Origin of the sequence: Hydrogenophaga flava NBRC 102514 (assembly GCF_001571145.1) — a bacterium.
Lineage (GTDB): Bacteria > Pseudomonadota > Gammaproteobacteria > Burkholderiales > Burkholderiaceae_C > Hydrogenophaga > Hydrogenophaga flava.
Genome location: NZ_BCTF01000025.1, coordinates 52,029 through 73,576 on the forward strand (window position 1 = coordinate 52,029; position 21,548 = coordinate 73,576).

Annotated in this window: 19 protein-coding genes; 6 read left to right on the plus strand and 13 right to left on the minus strand. The window is 68.9% G+C overall.

Annotation, left to right across the window (positions count from 1 at the left end; all coding sequences use genetic code 11):
• Window positions 1–10: 10 nt before the first annotated feature.
• The 8 genes from HFL01S_RS19725 to HFL01S_RS19760 all read right to left on the minus strand — a co-directional run bounded on the left by HFL01S_RS19725 (window position 11) and on the right by HFL01S_RS19760 (window position 9,962).
• Complete coding sequence (locus tag HFL01S_RS19725; RefSeq protein ID WP_066261689.1) at window positions 11–1,453, minus strand: FGGY-family carbohydrate kinase; 1,443 nt, start codon at window positions 1,451–1,453, stop codon at window positions 11–13.
• 2 nt (window positions 1,454–1,455) lie between these two features.
• Window positions 1,456–1,806: an L-rhamnose mutarotase gene (gene rhaM / locus HFL01S_RS19730; RefSeq protein ID WP_066261693.1), complete on the minus strand. Its 351-nt coding sequence runs from the start codon at window positions 1,804–1,806 to the stop codon at window positions 1,456–1,458.
• The gene (locus HFL01S_RS19735; RefSeq protein ID WP_066261696.1) at window positions 1,803–2,798 is read right to left on the minus strand and encodes an ABC transporter permease; all 996 of its coding nucleotides are present in this window, start codon (window positions 2,796–2,798) and stop codon (window positions 1,803–1,805) included. Before HFL01S_RS19735 ends, rhaM begins: the two co-directional genes overlap by 4 nt.
• Window positions 2,795–3,808, minus strand: coding sequence for an ABC transporter permease (locus HFL01S_RS19740; protein WP_066261698.1), 1,014 nt, complete (start codon window positions 3,806–3,808; stop codon window positions 2,795–2,797). Before HFL01S_RS19740 ends, HFL01S_RS19735 begins: the two co-directional genes overlap by 4 nt.
• Window positions 3,805–5,391 (minus strand): sugar ABC transporter ATP-binding protein, encoded by a 1,587-nt coding sequence (locus tag HFL01S_RS19745; protein ID WP_066261700.1) that lies wholly within the window; start codon window positions 5,389–5,391, stop codon window positions 3,805–3,807. Before HFL01S_RS19745 ends, HFL01S_RS19740 begins: the two co-directional genes overlap by 4 nt.
• Before the next feature lie 35 nt (window positions 5,392–5,426).
• The gene (rhaS, locus tag HFL01S_RS19750) at window positions 5,427–6,416 is read right to left on the minus strand and encodes a rhamnose ABC transporter substrate-binding protein (protein ID WP_066261705.1); all 990 of its coding nucleotides are present in this window, start codon (window positions 6,414–6,416) and stop codon (window positions 5,427–5,429) included.
• Window positions 6,417–6,543: 127 nt separating this feature from the next.
• On the minus strand, window positions 6,544–7,830 hold the full coding sequence (rhaI, locus tag HFL01S_RS19755) for an L-rhamnose catabolism isomerase (protein ID WP_066261707.1): 1,287 nt from the start codon (window positions 7,828–7,830) through the stop codon (window positions 6,544–6,546).
• 26 nt (window positions 7,831–7,856) lie between these two features.
• Window positions 7,857–9,962 carry a bifunctional rhamnulose-1-phosphate aldolase/short-chain dehydrogenase gene (locus HFL01S_RS19760; RefSeq protein ID WP_066261708.1) on the minus strand — a complete coding sequence of 702 codons (2,106 nt, stop codon included), beginning with the start codon at window positions 9,960–9,962 and terminating at the stop codon, window positions 7,857–7,859.
• A gap of 158 nt (window positions 9,963–10,120) precedes the next feature.
• Between HFL01S_RS19760 and HFL01S_RS19765 the strand changes: the two genes are divergently transcribed.
• The gene (locus tag HFL01S_RS19765) at window positions 10,121–11,059 is read left to right on the plus strand and encodes a LysR substrate-binding domain-containing protein (protein WP_066261715.1); all 939 of its coding nucleotides are present in this window, start codon (window positions 10,121–10,123) and stop codon (window positions 11,057–11,059) included.
• Window positions 11,060–11,574: 515 nt separating this feature from the next.
• On the opposite strand, the gene HFL01S_RS19775 is transcribed toward HFL01S_RS19765, so the two are convergent.
• From HFL01S_RS19775 to HFL01S_RS19795, 5 genes are all read right to left on the minus strand, one after another.
• Window positions 11,575–12,573: a tripartite tricarboxylate transporter substrate binding protein gene (locus tag HFL01S_RS19775; RefSeq protein ID WP_066261720.1), complete on the minus strand. Its 999-nt coding sequence runs from the start codon at window positions 12,571–12,573 to the stop codon at window positions 11,575–11,577.
• A 128-nt stretch (window positions 12,574–12,701) separates the two neighbouring features.
• Window positions 12,702–13,223, minus strand: a complete 522-nt coding sequence (locus tag HFL01S_RS19780; protein WP_066261723.1) for a DUF1993 domain-containing protein — start codon at window positions 13,221–13,223, stop codon at window positions 12,702–12,704.
• A gap of 68 nt (window positions 13,224–13,291) precedes the next feature.
• Window positions 13,292–13,483: a hypothetical protein gene (locus HFL01S_RS19785; protein WP_066261725.1), complete on the minus strand. Its 192-nt coding sequence runs from the start codon at window positions 13,481–13,483 to the stop codon at window positions 13,292–13,294.
• Between the two features lie 130 nt (window positions 13,484–13,613).
• Window positions 13,614–15,716: an acetoacetate--CoA ligase gene (locus HFL01S_RS19790; RefSeq protein ID WP_066261727.1), complete on the minus strand. Its 2,103-nt coding sequence runs from the start codon at window positions 15,714–15,716 to the stop codon at window positions 13,614–13,616.
• A 50-nt stretch (window positions 15,717–15,766) separates the two neighbouring features.
• On the minus strand, window positions 15,767–16,528 hold the full coding sequence (locus tag HFL01S_RS19795; RefSeq protein WP_066261731.1) for an IclR family transcriptional regulator: 762 nt from the start codon (window positions 16,526–16,528) through the stop codon (window positions 15,767–15,769).
• Between the two features lie 107 nt (window positions 16,529–16,635).
• Here HFL01S_RS19795 and HFL01S_RS19800 point away from each other — a divergent pair, with 107 nt between their 5' ends.
• The 5 genes from HFL01S_RS19800 (at window position 16,636) to HFL01S_RS19820 (ending at window position 21,543) form a co-directional block, all read left to right on the plus strand.
• Window positions 16,636–17,628, plus strand: a complete 993-nt coding sequence (locus tag HFL01S_RS19800; RefSeq protein WP_066261733.1) for a Bug family tripartite tricarboxylate transporter substrate binding protein — start codon at window positions 16,636–16,638, stop codon at window positions 17,626–17,628.
• A gap of 2 nt (window positions 17,629–17,630) precedes the next feature.
• The gene (locus HFL01S_RS19805) at window positions 17,631–18,419 is read left to right on the plus strand and encodes an enoyl-CoA hydratase/isomerase family protein (RefSeq protein ID WP_066261739.1); all 789 of its coding nucleotides are present in this window, start codon (window positions 17,631–17,633) and stop codon (window positions 18,417–18,419) included.
• Between the two features lies 1 nt (window position 18,420).
• The gene (locus HFL01S_RS19810; protein WP_066261741.1) at window positions 18,421–19,626 is read left to right on the plus strand and encodes a CaiB/BaiF CoA transferase family protein; all 1,206 of its coding nucleotides are present in this window, start codon (window positions 18,421–18,423) and stop codon (window positions 19,624–19,626) included.
• A gap of 100 nt (window positions 19,627–19,726) precedes the next feature.
• Complete coding sequence (locus HFL01S_RS19815; RefSeq protein ID WP_066261743.1) at window positions 19,727–20,473, plus strand: TetR/AcrR family transcriptional regulator; 747 nt, start codon at window positions 19,727–19,729, stop codon at window positions 20,471–20,473.
• Window positions 20,470–21,543 (plus strand): C4-dicarboxylate TRAP transporter substrate-binding protein, encoded by a 1,074-nt coding sequence (locus tag HFL01S_RS19820; RefSeq protein ID WP_066261746.1) that lies wholly within the window; start codon window positions 20,470–20,472, stop codon window positions 21,541–21,543. The genes HFL01S_RS19815 and HFL01S_RS19820 overlap by 4 nt, the downstream gene beginning before the upstream one ends.
• Window positions 21,544–21,548: the final 5 nt, after the last annotated feature.

The window sequence follows — 21,548 nt, forward strand, 5'->3', positions numbered from 1 at the left end:
CAGCAGCCTATCAGACCGCCACACCCTCCACCACCGCCTCCCACGCGGCCCGCGCCGCCTGCAGCCGCGCCACCTCGGCCGCCTCGGGCAGCGGCACCTCGGCGTAACGCGCGCCCTCGCCCGCCGGTTGGTCCCAGCGTGTGCTGAGCCAGGCGCCGCGCGCCGTGCCTTCCACCTCGTCCACGCTGCGCAGCAGGCGCATCGGCGCGAGCAGTGCGGCGAGCGCGGTGACGAAGGCGGGGTTCTCGGCCATGGGGCCTTCGAGCACGACGGTGTGGTCTGGGTCATGTCCATCACCGGGCAGCAGTTCGCGCAGGGTCTGCGCGGTCATGAGGGCGCAGTACCAGGCGCCGAGCGCGGGGCGCAGGTGCAGCGGCACCTCGCCGGGTCGGTCGCCGATGCGGCGTTCGCCCTGGCGCAGTTCGGCCACGCGGCCGTGCGCGGCGCCGGGTTGTGCGCTGTCTTCGGGCAGCACCGTCCAGCCCGCGGCTATCACGTCGCGCAGCGCGCGCAGCGTGGCCAGCGAAGGGTCGGCGCCGTGGCAGAGGTGGGCGAACTCGCGCCCGCCCATGAAGCGCGCGGTGGGCACCGGTCTGCCCTCGACCGACTGGTTGAACAGCTGGTCGCGCAGCGGGTCGAGCGCGAGCGCGTCGGTGGGCACGCCGGGTGCCATGACCACGGTCCAGGTGCCGGTGGAGACGACGCTGGCGCCGGGCAGCGCGTGCAGGTGGCGGGCGAGGCAGGCGTTGCTGTCGTGCAGGCCGACGTGCACGCGGCAGTCGGGCGCGAGGCCGAGGCGCGCAGCGAGTTCGGGGCGCAGCGGTCCGATCACTTCGTGCGCCAGCCGCAGCGGCGCGAAGCGGTCGGTCAGGCCCTGGCGCACGGCCCAGGGCGCGAAGGCGTTGCGCGCGGGTTGCCAGAGGTGGGTGTGGCAGCCCAGGGACGTGGCCTCGCTCGCGGCCACGCCCGTGAGCCACCAGGCCCAGTACTGCGGGTACGGCAGCCAGTGGCGCACGCGCGCCCAAGCCTCGGGCCGGTGTTGCTGCAGCCAGTAGAGCTGCAGGCCGGCGTTCAGGCCCAGCGGCAGCAGCGGCGAGCCGGTAATGTCGAAACCGTCGAGCAGCGCGGTGTAGCGCTCGCGCCAGGGGCCGTAGCCGTCCCACTCGTAGTCCATCGGCGGCAGCGCCAGGCCGTGGTCGCCGATGGCGCAGAAGGCGGCGCCGTGGGTGGTGATGCCGATGCGGCCGATCTGCCGGCGCTCGGGCAGTGTGGGCATGGCGTCCAGCAGCCAGGCCTGCAGCGCCTCGGTGCCGAGCGCGGTGTAGCCATCGGCCTCGACCGAGGCGTTGGCCTGCACGCGGCGGGTCAGCACGTCGCCCTCGGCGTTGAACAGCACCAGCTTGGCGTTGCTCTTGCCGATGTCCAGCACGAGGGTGTGGGCGTCGCGGTCCATGGTCAATTCATATGAAAGAGACACGGCAGGTCTTCGGCCACCGGCGAGCCGTCGGGATTGCTGCGCATGATGTCCTTCATGTGCTGCCACCAGCGCTGCATCACCGGGTGCTGCGGCAGGCTGGCCATGGTGTGGCCGGGGCGGCGGCGCAGCACGGCGAACAGCACATGGTGCTCGGCGTCGAGGTAGATGCTGTAGTCCTCGACGCCGCTGTCTTTCAGCAGGGCCACCAGCTCGGGCCAGATGGCGTCGTGGCGGCGGCGGTATTCGTCGACACAGCCGGGGTTGAGGAACATGCGGAAGGCGTGTTTCTCGGTCGCGTGTGGGTTAACAGTGGTGGCATTCGTGCTCATGAGAAGCTCCCCCGCACCGGTGCGGCCGGGCGGACGCGCGCCATGAAGCGGCGCAGGTAGAGCGGCAGCACCATGGCCACGATCAGCAGGCCGCCGACCACCATGGAGACCACGATGCCGGTGACGTTGAGCATGCCCATGGCGAAGGTGAAGCTGCCGAGCAGCACGGCGGCCAGCATCGTGCCGACCACGCTGCCCTTGCCGCCCAGGATGGAGACGCCGCCGAGGATGACGATGGTCACCGCGTCCAGCTCCCAGCCCATGGCGAGGTTGGGCCGGGTGCTGCCGATGCGGCCGGTGAGCAGCACGGCGGCCAGCGCGGCCATGACACCGGCGAAGACGAACAGTCCCATGCGGTAGCGGTCGACCGCGATGCCGGAGAAGCGCGCGGCGGTGGCGTTGGCGCCGATGGCGTAGATGCGGCGGCCGTGCACCGTGGCGTGCAGGAACAGACCGACCAGCAGCGCCGCGACCAGCATCACCGCGAACTCGATGGGCACGATGAGCCAGGGCAGGTCCAGCAGGTCGCCCAGATAGCCGTTGCCCCAGGTGACCAGGGTCTCGGGGTAGCCGGTGATGGCCTGGTCGCCCAGCACCACCTGCGCCAGCCCGCGGTAGAGCGAGAGCGTGCCGATGGTGACGACGATGGAGGGTAGCTTCCAGCGCGTGACCAGCCAGCCGTTGAGCGCGCCGCAGGCCGCGCCGGTGGCGAGCGCCGCGAGCACCATGGTGGCGGTGCCAGCACCGGCCTTCATGGCAAAGCCCATGGCCATGGACGCCAGTGCCATGGTGGCGGCGATCGACAGGTCGATCTCGCCGCCGATCACCAGCAGCGCCATGGCCAGCGCGATCAGCGCCTTCTCGGAAAAGTTGTAGGTGCTGTCGGCCAGCGCGTAGGGCGTGAAGAAGCCGTCGATGCCCAGGCCGAAGCCCAGGTAGACCAGCACGATCAGCGCAATGAGGATGCGTTCCCAGGTGTCCAGCGCCTTCATGCGGCCGCTCCTTGTGCCTTGTGGAGGCTCTTGTCGAGAATCTGGCGGCCCTGCGTGCGGTCGGCGCGGGCGTTGAGCACGACCGAGACCAGGATGACCGCACCCGCGATGGCCTGCTGCCAGAAGGGCGAGACCTGGATCACCGGCAGCGCGCCGTTGACCACGCCGATGAACAGCACGCCCAGCAGCGCGCCGGCGATGGTGCCGACACCGCCGCCGATGCTGACGCCGCCGATCACGCAGGCGGCGATCACGGTCAGCTCGTAGCCCGAGGCGAGTTCGGTGAAGGCGATGGAATAGCGCCCCACCCACAGCAGGCCCGCGAGGCCGGCCAGCAGGCCCGAGAGCGTGTAGGCCATGACCAGGCGCTGGCGAACCGGAATGCCGGCGTACAGCGCGGCGTGCGGGTTGCCGCCGTAGGCATAGAGCTCGCGCCCTTCGCGGCGCCAGCGCAGCAGCCAGGCGGTGGCCAGCGCGACGGCGAAGGCGAACCAGATCAGCGCGGGCAGGCCCAGCCACTCCTCGCGCGGCAGCCCCTTGATGAGCGGGTGGATCTCGTGGTCGGAAATCCAGGCGCCGCCGCTGGCCACGAAGATGGCGCCGCGGTAGGCCGAGAGCGTGCCCAGCGTGACCACGATGGGTGGCAGCGAGAACCGCATGATCAGCCAGCCATTGACCGCGCCCAGCAGCGCACCGATGGCGCAGGCCATGAGCAGCAGCACCGCCAGCGGGATGCCGGGCCAGGCGCGCGCGGCGAGCGCGCAGAGCATGCCGGTGAGCGCCAGGTTGGAGGCCACCGAGAGGTCGACGCCGCGCGTGAGCAGCACCAGCATCTGGCCCATCACCAGGATGACGAGGATGGCCGAGTCGTTGCCGATGTCCAGCGCGTTGCGCGCGCTCAGGAACACCGGGGCGCGCCAGCCCACGGCCAGCACGATGAGGGCGATGATGGCCGCGAGCAGCCACTCGCGGCGGCGGGCGTGCCAGTGGTGTGAAAGTGCCGTGCTCATGCGGCCAGCTCCTGCGGTTCGGCGTGGATCGATGCGTCGTACGCGACACCCGAGGCGATGCCCGACGCGGCGGACACGATGGTCTCGGCGTCGGCCTCGCCCTGTTCAAACGTGGCGACCATGCGGCCACGCCGCATGACCACGGTGCGGTGCGCCAGGTGCATCACCTCGGGCAGTTCGCTGGAGACCAGGATCACCGCCAGGCCCTGCGCCACCATCTCGGCGATCAGCTGGTAGACCGCCTGCTTGGCGCCCACGTCGATGCCCTTGGTGGGCTCGTCGAGGATCACGATGCGCGGGTTCAGGCCCAGCCACTTGGCGATCACCACCTTCTGCTGGTTGCCGCCCGACAGGCCCGAGAGCGGCGTGTCGTGGCCGGCGGTCTTGATGCGCAGGCGGCCGATCATGCTGTCGGTCAGCGCGGCCTCGCGCGCGGCCGAGAGCCAGGGCCCGCGCGAAAGCGGCTCGGCCTGCGTCACCGGGCCGGCCAGGCCGGCGAGCGTGATGTTGTGGCGTACGGAAAAGTCCAGGATGCCGCCCTGGCGCTGGCGCTCCTCGGGCACGTAGGCCAGGCCGGCAGAGATCGCGTCGGCCGGCTCGCGCACCTTCAGCGTCTTGCCACCGACACGGATCTCGCCGCGCGCCTGCGGGTTCAGGTCCATGAGGGCGAGCATGGCTTCGCTGCGGCCCGCGCCGACCAGGCCGTAGAAACCCAGGATCTCGCCGGCGCGCAGCGAGAAGTTCAGGCCGTCGAACTCGGTCGGGTGTGAGAGGTTCTGCACCTCCAGCACGACCGCGCCCGCTTGCCTCGGGATGTGGGGGTAGATCTTCTCGATCTCGCGGCCCGCCATCAGGCGGACCAGCTCGTTTTCTTGCGCATCGGCGATGCGGCCGTGGCCCACCGAGGCACCGTCGCGCAGCAGCACGTAGCGGTCGGCGACGGCGAAGATTTCGTCGAACTTGTGGGTGATGAACAGCACGGCCACGCCCTGCTGCTTCAGGCCCCGCACCAGGCCGTAGAAGTCGCGGATCTCGGCCTGCGAGAGCGCGGCCGTGGGCTCGTCGAGGATCACCACCTTGGCCTGTTGCGAGAGCGCGCGGGCAATCTCGATCAGGTGGCGCTGCGCCAGGCTCAGCTGCTTGACCGGCGTGGTGGCGGCGAAGCCAGCGCCGACCTGGTCGAGCACGGCCTGCGCTTCGGTGTTCATGCGCGCCCAGTCGATCACCGACAGCGGGCCGAGGCGGCGCATGGGCTGGCGGCCGATGAAGATGTTCTCGGCCGCGGACAGCTCTTCGAACATCACGGTTTCCTGGTGCACCGCCACGATGCCGGCCGCCTGCGCGTCCTGCGCGCGGGCAAAGCGCACCGGCTGGCCGCCCAGCAGGATCTGCCCGTCGTCGGGCTGGTACACGCCGGTCAGGGTCTTGACCAGCGTGGACTTGCCGGCACCGTTTTCACCGATGAGGGCGAGCACCTCGCCCGGCACCAGATCGAGGTCCACGCCCCGCAGGGCGTGGGTCGGACCGAAGCGTTTGTGGATGCCTTGCAGCCGGAGCCAGGCGGAGGGGTTCTCAGAGGTCATGGCCACCAGTCGCACGGTGCAAGGCTTTCAGGCGATCAGAAGATCTTTGCAAACTTCTCGACGTTGGTCGCGTCGTAGGTGAAAGGCTCGGCCATCGCGGCTTCGCCGTTCTCGTCCAGCGTGGCCTTGCCGACGCGGCCCAGCGAAATCACCTCGCCCTTGGCACCCTTGGCCGTGCCCTTCATGAACGCGTGCACAGCGTAGACCGAGGAGTAGCCCAGGTCGATGGGGTTCCAGATCGCGAAGGACTTGACCGCGCCGCTCTTGACGTGGCCGGCCATTTCCGAAGGCAGGCCCAGGCCGGTCACGTAGATCTGACCGACCTTCTTCTCGTCCTGCACGGCCTTGGCGGCGGCGGCGATGCCCACGGTCGTCGGCGCGACGATGGCCTTGAGGTTGGGGTAGCTCTTGAACAGGCCCTGCGCTTCGCGGTAGCTCTTGTCGGTCTGGTCGTCGCCGTAGACCACGCTGACCAGCTTCAGGCCAGCGTATTCGGGCTTGGCCAGCACCTTCTTCATCTCGCCGATCCAGATGTTCTGGTTGGTGGCCTGCGCGGTGGCCGAGAGCACGGCGATCTCGCCGGTCTTGCCCACCACCTGCTCGCTCATCTTGGCCAGCTTCTCGCCGATCAGCGCGTTGTTCGACGGGTTCAGCTGCATCAGGCGGCCTTCCTTCTTCACGCCAGAGTCGAAGGAGATGACCTTGATGCCACGCTGCATCGCCTTCTTCAGCGAGGGCACGAGCGCGTCGGGGTCGTTGGCGGAGATGACGATGGCCTTGACGTTCTGGGCGATCAGCGAGTTGACGATCTCGATCTGGCCTTCGGCGGTCGCCTTGGCGGGGCCGGTGTAGATGATCTCGACGTCCTTGAGCTCCTTGGCGGCTTCGAGCGCGCCCTGGTGGGCGGCGTCAAAGAAGCCGTTGCCCAGGCTCTTGACCACCAGCGCGATCTTGTCGGCGGCAAAGGCGGGTTGGGCCAGGGCGAGCGCCAGGGCGGCGGCGATCGGTGCGAAGCGGGATTTCATGTTGATGTCTCCAGAAGTTGTCGTCGCGGTGGTGATGATCGACCCGGGTGGGTCAAGGTCCTGTCGCTGGCGCGGTGCCCGCGATCGGGATGGGGCCGGCGCTGCCCCGCAGCGCCGGGTGTTCGGTTCAGACGATGCCGCCGCCACCACCGGCCGCGGCCGGGCGTTCGCCGGCGACACGCTGGCGGTAGCCGCTGGCGCGGTAGGCGGCCACCGGGTCGATGGCGCCGCCCGCGTCCAGCCGCACCTGCTGCAGCAGCGGGGTCACGTCGGTCTGGAAGGCCTGCTTGAGCAGGTGCGTGGCGGTGAGCGCATCGTTGGCCTGCTGCGCAGCGTCGAGCGCGGCGCGGTCCACAAGCAGGGCCTGCGCGTAGCTGCGCTGCACCTGGATCGCGCTGGTCATCAGGCTCTCGATCGGGTCGGTGACGTTGTGGCTCTGGTCCAGCATGTAGGCCGGATCGAACGCCACACCTTCGTGTGCCGCGGCCACCAGCTCGTTGAACACCAGGAACAGGCGGTAGGGGCTGACGCTGCCGGCGTCGAGGTCGTCGTCGCCGTACTTGCTGTCGTTGAAGTGGAAGCCCGCAAGCTTGCCGGCGGCGATCAGGCGCGCCACGATCAGCTCGATGTTCACATTGGGCGCGTGGTGGCCGAGGTCCACCAGGCACTGCGCTTTCGGGCCGAGAGCCTGCGCGGCCAGGAAGCTGGAGCCCCAGTCCTGGATCACGGTGGCGTAGAAGGCCGGCTCGCAGATCTTGTGCTCGAGCATCATGCGCCAGCCGTCCGGCAGCGCGGCGTAGATCTGCTGCGCGCTCTCCAGGTAGCGGTCGAAGGCGCGGCGGAAGTGCTGCTGGCCGGGGAAGTTGCTGCCGTCACCGACCCAGACCGTCAGCGCCTTCGAGCCCAGCGCTTTCCCGATCTCGATGCATTCCAGGTTGTGCGCCACGGCCTGCGCGCGGGTGGCGGCGTCGGTGTGCGTGAGACTGCCGAACTTGTAGCTGTGGGCCTGGCCAGGCTGGTCGCTGAAGGTGTTGGAGTTCATCGCGTCGAAAGCGAGGCCGGCCGAGGCCGCGGCCTGGCGCAGCTCGCTCCAATCGCTGCACTTGTCCCATGGGATGTGCAGGCTGACCGTGGGCGTGGCGCGCGCCAGCTGCTGGATCACGCCGCAGTCCTGCAGCTTGTCGAACACGTGGCGCGGCTCGCCCTGGCCGGGGAAACGCGCGAAGCGCGTGCCGCCCGTGCCCACGCCCCAGCTGGGGATGGCGACACCGAAGGCCGCGACCTGCTGGCGCACGGCGTCGATGTCGATGTGGCGGCGCGCAAGCTGCTCGCCCAGGTGCTCGTAGTCGCTCTGCACATGGCGCAGCTGGGGTTCGTTGTGCGACGCGATGGCGTCGGCGGCGATCAGGTTCATGGAGGTCTCCGGTGTCGCGGCGCGGGTCAGCGGGTGAAGGCTGCGAGGTTGCCGGCGTCGACGTTGAGGATGTTGCCGGTGCTCTTGGCGCTGAGGTCTTCGCAGGCAAAGAAATACGTGGCTTCGGCGATGTCCTCGGGGAACACGCTGCGCTTGAGCATCGAGCGGTCGCGGTAGAAGGCTTCGAGGTCGCCCTCGCCGATCTTGTTGGCGGCGGCGCGCTCTTCGCTCCACTTGCCAGTCCAGATCTTGGAGCCGCGGATCACGGCGTCGGGGTTGACCACGTTGGAGCGGATGCCCAGCGGCGCGCCTTCGAGCGCGAAGCTGCGCGAGAGCTGGATCTCGGCGGCCTTGGCGGCGCAGTAGGCCGTGGCCTGGTTGCTGGCGACCATGCCGTTCTTGCTGGCGATCATCACGATGGATCCGCCCACGCCCTGCGCCTTCATCACCTTGAAGGCCTCGCGGCCGACCAGGAAGTAGCCGGTGGCCAGGATGCTCTGGTTGCGGTTCCACAGCTCCAGCGAGGTGTCTTCGATCGGCGCGGCCGAGGCGATGCCGGCGTTGCTGACCAGGATGTCGACGCCGCCGAACTCGATGGCCGCGCGGCCGTAGGCACCGATCACCGAGGCCTCGTCGGTCACGTTGCACAGCACGCCGCGCACATGGTCCTTGCCGTGGGCCTTGGCCAGGTCGGCGGTGACGCTGTCCAGCGCGGCCTGGTCGATGTCGGCCAGCACCACGCAGGCGCCCTCCTGCAGCATGCGCCTGGCAATCGCCTGGCCGATGCCGCCCGCGCCGCCGGTGATGAAGGCCACGCGGCCGACCAGGGGCTTGGGCCTGGGCATGCGCTGCAGCTTGGCTTCTTCAAGCAGCCAGTACTCGATGTCGAAGGCCTTCTGCTCGGGCAGGCCGACGTAGCGGTCCACCGCGTTGGCCTCGCGCATCACGTTGATGGCGTTCACATAGAACTCGCCGGCGATGCGGGCCGTGGCCTTGTCCTTGGCGATGGTGACCATGCCGATGCGCGGCAGCAGCAGCACCACCGGGTTGGGGTCGCGCAGGGCCGGGCTCGTCGGGCGCTTGCAGCGCTCGTAGTAGGCGGCGTAGTCGGCGCGGTAGTCGGCCAGCAGCTGGTTCAGCGCGTCCTTGAGCGCGGCGCCTTCCAGGCTGTAGACCGACTGGGGCACGATCAGCGGACGGATCTTGGTGCGCAGGAAGTGGTCGGGACACGAGGTGCCCAGCGCCGCCAGCGGCTCCAGCTCGGCGGAGTTGACGAACTGCATCACCTCGGCCGAGGTGTTGAGGTGCAGCAGCTTGTGGCCGCCGGCCGCGCTGGCCAAGCCGCGCAGCACCGGCAGCACGCGCGCCAGCGTGGTGTCGCGCTGCGCCTCGGGCAGCGATTCGACCTTGGCGCCGCCGAAGACCTGCACCTTCTTCTCGGCGCGCTCGGCGGCCAGCCAGTTCTGCGCGGTCTCGATCAGGTTCACCGTGTTCTCGTAACAGGCCTTGGACGTCTCGCCCCAGCTGAACAGGCCGTGGCCGCCCAGCACGATGCCGCGCAGGCCGGGATGGGCCTCGTTGTAGGCCTTGAGCTGCTGGCCCAGTTCGTAGCCCGGACGCAGCCAGGGCATCCAGCCCACGGTGCCGCCGAAGACCTTTTGCGTGATGGCCTCGGAGTTCGCCATGGCCGCGATCGCGATCACCGCGTCGGGGTGCATGTGGTCGACGTGGGCGTAGGGCAGCGAGGAGTGCAGCGGCGTGTCGATGGACGCGGCGCGGGTGTTGAGGTTGAAGGTGCAGTGCGGCAGGTAGCCAACCATCTCGTCCTCGTGTTCGAGGCCGCGGTACAGGCCCTGCAGCGCGCGCAGCTTGTCCATGTAGAGGGTGGAGAAGCCGTCGAGCTTCATCGAGCCGACATCGCCGCCCGAGCCTTTGACCCAGAGCACTTCCACGTCCTGGCCGGTCAGCGGGTCCTTGTGGACGATCTTGGCCGAGGTGTTGCCACCACCGTAGTTGGTGATGCGCAGGTCCGAACCCAGCAGGTTGGAGCGGTACAGAAGCAGGCGGGGCTCGTCCATGCCGGCGGTGGCGGCGTCGTCCCAGCGGGGAAAAGGGGTGGTGGCGGTGTTCATGGGCCCGGATGCTAGGGACCGGACTGTATTCGGGCTATTGATGGCTTTTTATTGTTTCCATCAAATCACCTTATATTCAGCCCGAAAACGCCCAAAACCCGCCCCATCGCAGTGCAGCATCGGCCGCTGGCTGCGGGAATGTCCCGAGGAGAAATCACATGATGCAGTTGAAGGTGCGCCAGCTGCGCGTGTTCGAGGCCGTGGCCACCAGCGCCAGCTTCTCGCGCGCGGCCGAACAGCTGGAGATGACGCAGCCGGCCGTGTCGATGGCGGTGCGCCAGATCGAGCAGGCGCTGGGCACCGCCCTGTTCGACCCTGCCGACCGCCGCCGCCTGAGCGACGCCGGGCAGGAGCTGCTGATGCACGCGCGCATCATCCTGGCGCAGGTGCGCGCGGCCGAAGAGGCGATGGCCTTCTACGCCAGCGACGGCAGCAAGGAAACCGCGCGCGGGCTGCGCGGCCTGCTGCACCTGGGCGTGGTGCAGACCGCCAACTACTTCGCGCCGCGCCTGCTCAGCGAGTTCCACCAGCGCCACCCGGACGTGCACCTCAAGCTCACGGTGGCCAAGCGCGGCGAGATCCTGGACCTGCTGGCCGAGCGGCGGCTGGACATCGCCATCACCGGCTACCCACCGTCGGAAGCCGACGTGGAGGCGCACAGCTTCGCGCGGCATCCGCACTGCATCGTGGCCTCGGTGAACCACCCGCTGGCCAAGCGCAGCGCGCTGGAGTGGACCGACCTGCGGCAGGAGGACTTCATCTTCCGCGAGCCGGGTTCATCGACCCGGCTGTTCCTCGAACAGCTGCTGCAGGCGCAATCGATCCAGGTGCGCCAGCGGCTGGAACTCTCGGGCAACGAGACGGTGAAGCACGCGGTGATGGAAGGCCTGGGCGTGAGCTTCCTCTCGGCCCACGTGTTCCAGGTGGAACTGGAAGCCGGCCGCATCGCCGTGCTCGACCTGGCCGACATGCCCAAGTACATCGACTGGTGCTTCATCCACCGCCGCGACGCCGCGCTCAACGGCGTCAACCAGGCCTTCAAGGACTTCGTGTTTGCGGAGGGGACGCGGATTGCGGCTTGTCTGGTGCGGGGGTGACCTGCAACCTTTGGACGTGCTCCACGGCGCCTATTCAGATATCGTGTTTGCCCAACATGATGACCGCCTCATCTGGCACAGCGCCATATCCTGTGCCGTCTGGCAGCATCTTCGCCACTATGCGCCATTGCTCTATGGCCTCCTGCCTACGTCCGTTGTGAAACAGCAGGTCGGCCAGCAATAACCGCGTAGGCCCTTCCAGATACCTTGGTTCAATCCTGAGCGCCTCCCGTAAGCACGAGACAGCCTCCTCCCAGTCACAACCTGCACGAGTAAGGCACTGCGCGTAAGCCACGAGGTAACGCGGGTTGTCCCTCGGAAGCACCAAGGGCGCCAACACAGCCAACGCCTCCACAGAGCGACCCTCTTCATCTAGCGCCAAGGCTGACCGAAACACCTTCTCTTGGTCCTGCCAGCTACCCGTCATGTGATTCATCTCCCGTTGCATTGAACCGAAAGTTTCTCATGCAACGTCAGATGAAACTCGGCACGGGCACCAGCCGGTCCACCACCCGTCACCCCTTCTTCGCCAGCCCCAGCCGCTCGATCGTCGCCTTCTCGGCCTTGAAGGTGCGCTCGCCGTAGGCCTGGTAGTCGGCGCTGTTCATGTAGATCACCGGCTGGAAGAACTTGTCGAGCGTGGCGAGCACGGCCGGGTCTTCCAGGGTCTTCCTGAACGCGTCGTGCAGCACCTTCACCACGGCCGGGTCCATGCCTTTGGGGCCACCGATGCCGAAGGGCGATTCGGTGATGGTGTCCCAGCCGCTTTCCTTGACGGTGGGCACATCGGGGAAGGCCTTGTTGCGCTGGCTGCCCAGCGTGGCCAGCAGGCGCAGCTTGCCGCTCTGCACATGCGGCGCAAATTCGGTGGTGCCACTCATCATGCGGATGTGCCCGCCCAGGATGGCCTGCATGATTTCGGCCGAACCCTTGAACGGGATCGGGTTGAGCTGGATGCCGGCCTTGTCGCTGAACTCCTCGATGGCCAGGTGCGGCGTGGTGCCGGTGCCGGTGTGGCCGTATTCGAGCTTGCCGGGGTTGGCCTTGGCATAGGCCACCATGTCCTTGAGCGTCTTGAAGGGCGCGTCGGCGGTACAGGCGATGCCGAAGGTGTAGCCCGTGAGGCAGACGATGTGGGTGAGGTCTTTCACCGGGTCGAAGTTCATCGTCTGCATGTGCGGCAGGCGGTAGATGCCCAGCGGCAGCTGCGTGAGGGTGTAGCCATCGGGCGCGGCGCTGACCATGGCCGAAGCCCCCAGCGTGCCGCCGGCGCCGGGCTTGTTCTCCACGATGACCGTGGCGCCCAGGGCCTTGCCCGCACTGTCGGCAAAGGCGCGCATCACCGCGTCGCTGCTGCCGCCGGTGGGCCAGGGCGCGATGAGCTTGATCGGGCGGTTGGGGAATTTGTCCTGCGCCAGCACATGGGCCGGCAGCAGGGCGGGGGCGGCGAGCGCGGCGGCCGAGGCGATGACCTGGCGGCGGTTGAGGGCGACGGGGCGGTGAGGAAGGCTCATGCGTGTCTCCTGCGGGTGGGGTTGGACCGGCCCGCCAACATAGCCGGCCCCGCGCCCGCTGGGAACCGGGGCGGCCCCGGGGCCAGCGCGCTTTCAGTCGCGCCGGAGACGCCGCCCCTGCCCTGGGTTCAGGCGCCGGCCTGCGCGCCCGCCAGGTAGTCCACCTTGCCCAGGTCCACGCCGCTGTGGCGCAGCAGGGCGTAGGCGGTGGTGACGTGGAAGAACAGGTTGGGGATGGCCCAGTGCTTCAGATACGCCTCGCCGGTCATGGTGCGGGTCTTGTCGCGGCCGACGGGGAAGGTGATGTCGGCGTCCTCGCGGCCGTCGATGGACGCGGCCGGCACGGTGGCCAGCCAGTCCAGCGTCTTGACGATGCGGGCCTGCAGGTCGGCGAAGGTGGTTTCGTTGTCTTCGAACTTGGGCGCCTCGATGCCGGCCAGGCGTGCGGTGCCGTTCTTGGCGGCGTCGCAGGCGATGCGGATCTGCGCCGCAAACGGCAGCATGTCGGGCGCCAGGCGCATGGTGACGAACACGTCGGGGTCGAACTTGCGCGCGGCCGCGTTGGCCTCTGCCTTCTTCAGGCAGTGCACGAGGTTGGACAGGGCGGTCTGGAAGACGGGCAGGCTGGCGGAGGAGAGGGTGATGGGCATGGGCTTGCAGACGGGTGGTGGATGAGGTCCGGCATGCTACGCCAGACCACGATCCCGTGCAGGCGCCCTCACCTCAAGCTGTCGGGCACGGTCGGGACGTGCTCTGGAGCCACCAGGGCCGTGTCCCGCAGCTCGCCATCGTCCAGGGTCTGCCAGTCGCTCGTCAGCAGGTCCATCAGCGCGTGGTCCAGGCTGTCGATGTCAATGTCCAGGGGCTCGAAAAGGCCCTCGGACTGCACAGGAGAAATGCCGCGGTTCATCTGCGTCCTCCGATCTGATCGGCGGCTGCGCGCCGGACAGGGCGTATGGCAGCGCGATCAACCCGGAGTGTTCTGCAAATCGGGCGGCTTGACCAGTAACAAGCGGTTTCACCATGTACGGGCCGGGGCTTCAGGCGGGGGTGGCGCCGGCCCGCTGGCGCGCGTAGGCCACGTACCAGTCCAGGCAGCCGGGGTTGGCCATGGCCTCGCGGTTGATCACCTTGTCCAGCGGCTGGCCGAGCAGCAATTTCTTGATCGGCAGCTCCTGCTTCTTGCCCGAGAGGGTGCGCGGGATCTCGGCGACCTGCAGGATCTGGTCGGGCACGAAGCGCGGCGAGAGCGCGGTGCGGATGGCGGCGCCGATCTTCGCGCTGAGGGTGTCGTCGAGCGTGAGGCCGGGCCGCAGCACGACGAACAGCGGCATGAAGCTCTCGCGCCCCAGGTATTCGAGGTCCACCACCATGCTGTCGAGCACCTCGGGCATGGCCTCGACGGCGCTGTAGAGCTCGCTGGTGCCCATGCGCAGGCCGTGGCGGTTGATGGTGGCGTCGGAGCGGCCGTAGATGACGCAGGAACCGTCGGGGAAGATGCGCAGCCAGTCGCCATGGCGCCAGACGGCGCCGGCCTCGTTCTCAAGGTCGCCGCCCCCAGGCTTTCTGCCGTGGCCGGCGGGGAAGGTGTCGAAGTAGCTGCCGATCAGGCGCTGGTGGTTCTGGTCGCCGACGAAGTACAGCGGCATCGACGGAATGGGCTGGGCACAGACCAGTTCGCCCACGGCGTCGGTCACCGGGCGGCCCAGTTCGTCCCAGGACTCCACCGCGCAGCCCAGCAGGCGGCACTGCATGCGGCCGGGGGCCTGCGGCAGCTCGCGGTTGCCGCCGATGAAGGCGCCGGCAAAGTCCGTCCCTCCCGAAATGTTGCACCACCAGATGTCCTTCTGTGCTTCGGTCTTCGCGATGGCAGCGAACTGCGACGTGCCCCAGCGCTGCGCGTCTTCCGACAGCGGCGAGCCGGTGGTGCCCAGGGCCCGTATCGAAGACAGGTCGCCACACTGCGCGAGGTCCACGCCCGCCTTGAGGCAGTTCGCGAAGAACGCCGCACCGGCGCCGAAGAAGGTCACGCCTTCGCGCGCCGCGAAGCGCCAGAGCACGGTCCAGTCGGGGTTGTATTTCGTGCCGCCGGGGTTGCCGTCGTAGATGACGCAGGTGGTGCCGGCCAGCAGGCCGCTGACCTGCGCGTTCCACATCACCCAGCCGGTGGAGCTGTACCAGTGGTAGCGCTCGCCGAGGCTGTTGGGCGCGTAGCTGCAGCCCACGTCGTTGTGCAGGGTCTTGAGCGCCATCGCCACGATCACCGTGCCGCCGTGGCCGTGCACGATGGGTTTGGGCAGCCCCGTGGTGCCGCTGCTGTAGACGATCCACAGCGGGTGGTCGAAAGGCAGCCACAGCGGCTCGAACGCCGCCACCGCCGCGTCGTCGCGCGCGGTGGCGGTGCTGAAAGCGGCACAAGGCTGGGCCGTCTCCAGCGCGCGGTCCACCTCGGCCGGCTCCTGCGCCAGGTTGGTGTGCAGGACCACGTGGCGCACGGTCGGCAGCGCGGCGCGCAGCTCGGCCACCACGGCCAGGCGGTCGTGGTCCTTGCCGCCGTAGCTCACACCGTCGCAGGCGATCAGCGCCACCGGCTCGATCTGTTTGAAGCGGTCGAGCACGGCGTTGGTGCCCATGTCGGGCGCGCACACGCTCCACACGCCGCCGATGCTCACCACGGCCAGGAAGGCCACCATGGCCTCGGGGATGTTGGGCAGGTGGGCGGCCACGCGGTCGCCGGGCTTCACGCCCTGGTCCTGCAGGTGCAGCGCAAGCGAGGCGACCTGGCGCCGCAGCTCGGGCCAGCTCAGTTCGCGCCGCTGGCCTTTTTCGTTGTCCGAGATCACCGCCAGGAAGCCCGCCGCGTGCGCGGCGTCGACATGGCGGAACACCTGCTGCGCGTAGTTGAACTGCGCCCCCGGGAACCAGCGCGCCCCGGGCATCACGTTGCGCTCCAGCACGGCCGTGTGTGGCGTGGGCGAGTGCAGGTCGAAATAGCCCCAGATGCTCTGCCAGAACGCGTCCAGCTCGGTGGTGGACCAGTGCCAGAGCGCGTCGTAGCTCTCGAAGCGCAATCCGCGTTCGCGGGCCAGCCAGTCCTGGTAGAGGCGGATCTGTGGAACGTACGGGGGCGGTGTCGTGGCCATGCCTTTTTGGTCTCCTGCGGCGCAGGGTAGCAGCGGGCGCGCCGCTGTGCCTATCGCGCAGTTGTCACCGCGCGAAAGGGTTCGATGGCGCGTTGCAGCACTTGCAGCAGGGTCTCTCGCTCTCGCCGGATTTCCTCGATCGGCCCACCCAGGCTCAGGGTCACCGGCTCCTTGCCGGGCAGCAGCACCGCCATCGCCGCCGCACCCACCACAGAGGTGCCCCAGGAAATCGCATGGCCCTCGACCAGTGCGCGACGCCGGTCGGCCAGCGCCTGGTCGATGTCCACCCGCAGTGCCGGGTCCGACTCCTGCGCATTGGCCTGGCGCAGCAGCCGTACCACCTCGCGTTCGGGCAGGGTGGTCAGCAACATCTTGCCGGTGGCACTACGGAACAGCGGGCGCAGCAGGCCGCTCTTGCTCTGGAAGCTGCCGGCGCGCGTGGCCTGCAGCACGTGCAGGTAGCGCACGTGCACGCCCTGGCGGGTGCCGACCATCACGGTGTGACCGGTTTCGGCCAGCACCCGTTCCATCATGCGTAACAGGCTCTGCTCACTGTAGAGCTGCTCCTCGACCCAGGCGGTGGCCAGCGAGAGGCGCACATTGGGCGCATACATGCCGGTGCGGGGGTCGTGGTCGAAATAGCCACTCTCCTTCAGGCTCTTGAGCAACACCGAGGTGCTGGACTGCGGGTAGCCCAGGGACTGCGCGATCTCCTTCACGCTCGCCGGACGCCGCCATTCAGCGAAAAACTCCAGCAGCTCCAGCACGCGCAGCGCGGACTTGACGGGGGTGGCGTTGGGGGTGAGCGGCATGCGGATGGATCACATATGTGATCCCTGATCATGTCAGTGATGCATTGATCTGCCCATCCCGAGTTGTACCTACCCTCCCTCCCACAACATTCCTCTTGGAGACAAACATGCAGCGCCGAACCCTCACCCTGGCTGTCCTGGCCAACCTCTCGATGACAGCAGTCGGTACGACGGCCGCCCAGCAGCCCGCCCCGCTGCTGAACAAACCGCTGAAGGTCGTGGTCGGCTTCCCGCCTGGCGGCTCGGCCGACACCGTGGCGCGCGCGCTGGTGCAACAGCTCGAAGGCCTCGCTCCGTCGGTGATCGTCGAGAACAAGCCCGGCGCCGGCGGCCGCCTCGCGGTGGAAACGGTGAAAAACGCCGAGGCCGACGGCAGCACCGTGGTGCTGACGCCGGCGTCGATGGTGGTGCTTTACCCGCACCTGTACAAAAAGCTCAGCTACAACCCCACCGCCGATTTGGCGCCGGTGGCCCGTGTCGCCGCGGCACCCTTCGTGTTCGCGGTCGGCCCCGCCGTGCCCGCCAGCGTGAAGACCCTGGCGGAGTTCGGCCAGTGGGCCAAGACCAACCCGAACCTGGGCGCTTACGGTTCGTCTGGGGCTGGTTCGATGCCGCACTTCACCGGCGTCTCGCTGGGCAAGTCGCGGGGAATCGACCTGCTGCACGTGGCCTACAAGGGCGCGGCCCCCGCGATGACCGACCTGATCGGCGGCCAGGTCGCCGCCAACGTGAGCGTGATGTCCAACGCGCTGCCGCAGATCCAGGCAGGCAAGGTGCGCGCGCTGGCCGTGAGCAGCCCGCAGCGCGTACCGGCGCTGCCGCAGATCCCGACCCTGGCCGAACTGGGCCATGGCGAGGCCACGGCCGTCGAATGGTTCGGCGTGTTTGCCCCGGCGAAGACCCCGGCCAACGTGGTCGCCGCGCTGAACAAGGCCTTCGGTGACGCGGCCCAAAGCAAGGCCTTTCAGGAGGCGCTGGCCAAGGGCGCCTTCGAGGCCGTGCCCGCCGAGGCGCCGGCCGCTTTCGCCGCCGCCGTGCAGGCCGACATCAATCGCTGGGGCCCGGTGGTCAAGGCGTCCGGCTTCACGCCGGAAGACTGAGCATGTCCGACCACCGCGAGGAAGGCCAGGCGCCAGGCCTGAGCGTGGATGGCCCTGTGGCCACGCTGACACTGCGCCGGCCTGGCCGCCTGAACCGACTGAGCGCGCCAGACCTGGTCGAACTCCAGCGCCTGTGTGCAACGATCGACGCGCAGCCAGATATACGCGTGGTGGTGCTCACGGCCGAGGTGGAGGGGCAGGCCCGCGCGGTGTTCAGTGCCGGCTACGACGTGGCCGGGTTCGACGGTGACGATCACGACCCGCGCCTGTTCGAGCGCACGGTCGACACCCTCGCTGCCATGCGCCCGGTGCTGATCGCCGGGCTCAACGGCAGCGTCTACGGCGGTGCGACCGACCTGGTGCTCGCCTGCGACCTGCGCCTCGGCCAGCCCGGACTGTCCTGGCGCATGCCGGCCTGCGCACTGGGCCTCCACTACTACCCCAGTGGTTTGCGGCGCTACCTGCAGGCCTTCGGCCCCGAGCGCGCGCGTCAACTGTTCCTGACCGCCGACACGGTGAGCAGCGAACAGCTGCACGCCTGGGGCGTGCTGATGGCGCTGGCCAAGCCGGCCGACTGGCCCGAGCGCCTGTCGGCTCTGGCGCAGCAAGTCGCCACCCTGGCACCGTTGGCCACGCAGGGCACCAAGGCCTCGTTGAGCGAACTGGCCGCGGGCCAGGCCGACATGACCGTGCTGCGTGCACGCGAAGCCGCGTGCGCGGCGAGCGAGGATTTTCGTGAAGGGCGTCAGGCCATGGCCGAACACCGCCCCCCGGTTTTCAAAGGACGCTGAAATGCAAGCCGCCCCCCATCTGCCGCTGGCCGGCGTGCGCGTGCTCGAGGTCGCACAGATCATGGCCGGCCCGACCTGCGGCCTGATGCTGGCCGACCTCGGCGCTGACGTGATCAAGGTCGAGAAGTTTCCCGGCGGCGACGACGCCCGCCAGTACCAGAAGCCCGGCGACAGCGACCTGCCGCCCTCCTTCGCCATGATCAACCGCGGCAAGCGCTCGCTGGCGCTGGACTTCCGCCACCCGCTGGGCCGCGATGCGCTGCGGCGCCTGGCACAGCAGGCCGACGTGGTCACCGAGAACTTCCGCGTCGGCTACATGGACCGCCTGGGCCTGGGCTACGACGACCTGCGGCCGGACAACCCGGGCCTGATCTATTGCTCGATTTCGGGCTACGGCTTCACCGGCCCGCTCAAGGAGCGCGGCGGCTTCGACCTGATCCTGCAGGCCTTCAGCGGCATCATCGCCGCCACCGGCGAGCCCGGCCGTGCGCCGGTCAAGCCCGGCATCTCCATCGCCGACACCAACGCCGGCATCCTGGCCGCCTTCGGCGTGCTGGCGGCTTACATCCACCGGCTCAAGACCGGCGAGGGCCAGCGCGTCGAGACCTCGCTGCTGCAGGCGGCGATGCAGCAGACCTACTGGCTGGCGGCCAACTACTTCTCCACCGGCCTGGACACGCCGCCGCTGGGCACCGCGCACTCGCTGATCGCGCCCTACCAGGTGTTCCAGGCGGCCGACGGCGGGCTGGTGATCGGCGGCGGCAACCCCAACGCCTGGCGCCGCATCTGCGAGGTGCTGGGCCACCCCGAGTGGCAGGAAGACCCGCGCTTCAACCACCCGCAGAAGCGCGTGCTGCACCGAGCCGAGTTGCAGCAACTGATCGAGGGCGTGCTCGCAGGTGACAGCGTGGCGCAGTGGTGCGACCGGCTCGATGCGGCAGGCGTTCCCTGCGGCCCGGTGAACCACGCCGGCCAGGCCCTGGACCATGAGCAAACGCGCGCGATCGGCATGGTGGTGGACGTGGACGACGGACACGGCGGCAGCGCGCGTGGTCTGGGCCTGCCGGTCACGCTCAACCGCACACCGCCCACGCACGCCACGAGCGCCGCGCCGCACGTGGGCCAGCATTCGGCGCAGGTGCTGACCGAGTTCGGTTTCAGCGAGGCCGAGATCCGCGCTCTGGTCGAGGCTGGCGTGATGGCCTGAAGCCAGCGCTGCCGGAGGTGCCGGGCTCCAGAGGCCAAGGGGCACAGATCAGGGTTTGTACGAGTGTTCAATTTTCTTGTACAAACGTTCAATACCGGCCATGGCCACCCGCCCTGCCACCCAACCGCCTCGCTCCCGCGCCGCTTCCGCGCGCAGCGCACCCCGGCCCGACCGCCAGATGGCCATCCTGCTGGCGGCCGAAAAGCTGTTCGCGCAGCACGGCTACCACGGCGTGTCGATCCGCCAGATCGCCGAGGAAGCCGGCGTGCCATTGGCGCTGGTGGGCTACTACTACGGCCCCAAGAGCGAGCTGTTCCACGCCATCTTCCAGCACTGGCAGGGCACCATCCAGGAACGTCTGGCGCTGCTGCAGCATGTGCTGTCCGGCCCGCCGACCGAGGCCTTCCTGCGCCAGGTGGTGGAGGCCTTCGTTCGGCCAGTGCTGGTGCAGCGCGCCAGCGCCGAGGGCGAGTACTACGCCCAGCTGGTGGGCCGCGAGCTGGCCCGCCAGACGCCCGAGACGCACCGGGTGCTGACCGAGTTCTTCGACCCGCTGGCCCACAGCTTCATCGACGCCATCCACGCCGCCCGCCCGGGCCACGACCGCGCCCGGGCCGCCTGGGCCTACCAGTTTTCGCTGGGCGCGCTGCTGCACCACATCACCGACCACCGGGCACCCACGCTCTCGCGCGGGCGCAACCAGGTCTGCGCGCCCGAGGCGGCGGCGCTGCTGATCGACTTCATCACCGCCGGCATCGCGGCCGTGATGCCCCTTTCCATTCCGGTTTCCCCGTCCCCGCGCCGCAGAGCGCCTTCGCCTTCCACCACCTCACGGAGACAAGCATGAAACGACGCACCTTCCAGACCACCCTGCTCGCCTCGGCCCTCGCCTTCGCGGGCCTGCACAGCGCCCACGCGCAGCAGACCATCAAGCTCACCGCCGCGGGTGGCCACCCGCCGGTGTTCCTGTGGGTCAAGCTGCTGGACGAGTTCTACATCCCCGAGGTGGACAAGCGCCTGGCCGCGGCCGGCGGCAAGCACAAGGTGGAGTGGACCAAGGCCTGGGGCGGCACGCTGATCAAGATCGGCAGCGAGTCCAAGGGCATTTCCGATGGCGTGGCCGACTTCGGCTTCGTCGGCACGCTGTTCGAAGCGGCCAAGTTCCCGATGCAGAACGTGAGCTACGTGGCGCCCTTCGGCACCGACAACCTGGGCGCGGTCGGCACCATCGTGGCCGACATGCAGAAGAAGATCCCGGCCATGGGCGACACCTGGACCAAGAACGGCCTGGTCTACCTGGGCGGCACCGCGCTGGACACCTACCACCTCTGGACCAACTTCCCGGTCAAGTCCATCGACGACCTCAAGGGCAAGAAGATCAGCGCACCCGGCCCCTCGGCCAACTGGGTGAAGAACACCGGCGCGGTCGCCGTGGCGGGTTCGCTGCCGACCTACTACGAAGACATCAAGTCGGGCGTGTCCAACGGCGCCATCACGTTCAGCACGGGCGCCTGGGGCGCCAAGCTGCACGAGGTGGCGCCCTACGTGACCAAGGTGAACTTCGGCTCCATGTACGCGGGCGCCGTGGTGATGAACAAGCGCCGCTTCGACGCCATGCCGCCCGAGGTGCAGCAGGTGTTCCGCGAGGTCGGCGTCGAGTACGACAAGCGCTTTGCCGAGGCGCAGCGCTCCACCGCCGACGCGCTGCTGCAGAAGATGGCCGCCGCCGGCGCCACCGTCAGCGAGCTGCCCGCCGCCGAGCGCCAGCGCTGGGCCGACACCATTCCCAACGTGGCGCAGACCTGGGCCGCCGACCTGCAGGGCAAGGGCGCACCCGGCACCGAGATCCTCAAGGCCTACATGGAAGGCCTGAAGAAGAGCGGTGCCCAGCTGCCGCGCGACTGGTCGGTCAAGTAAGCCCC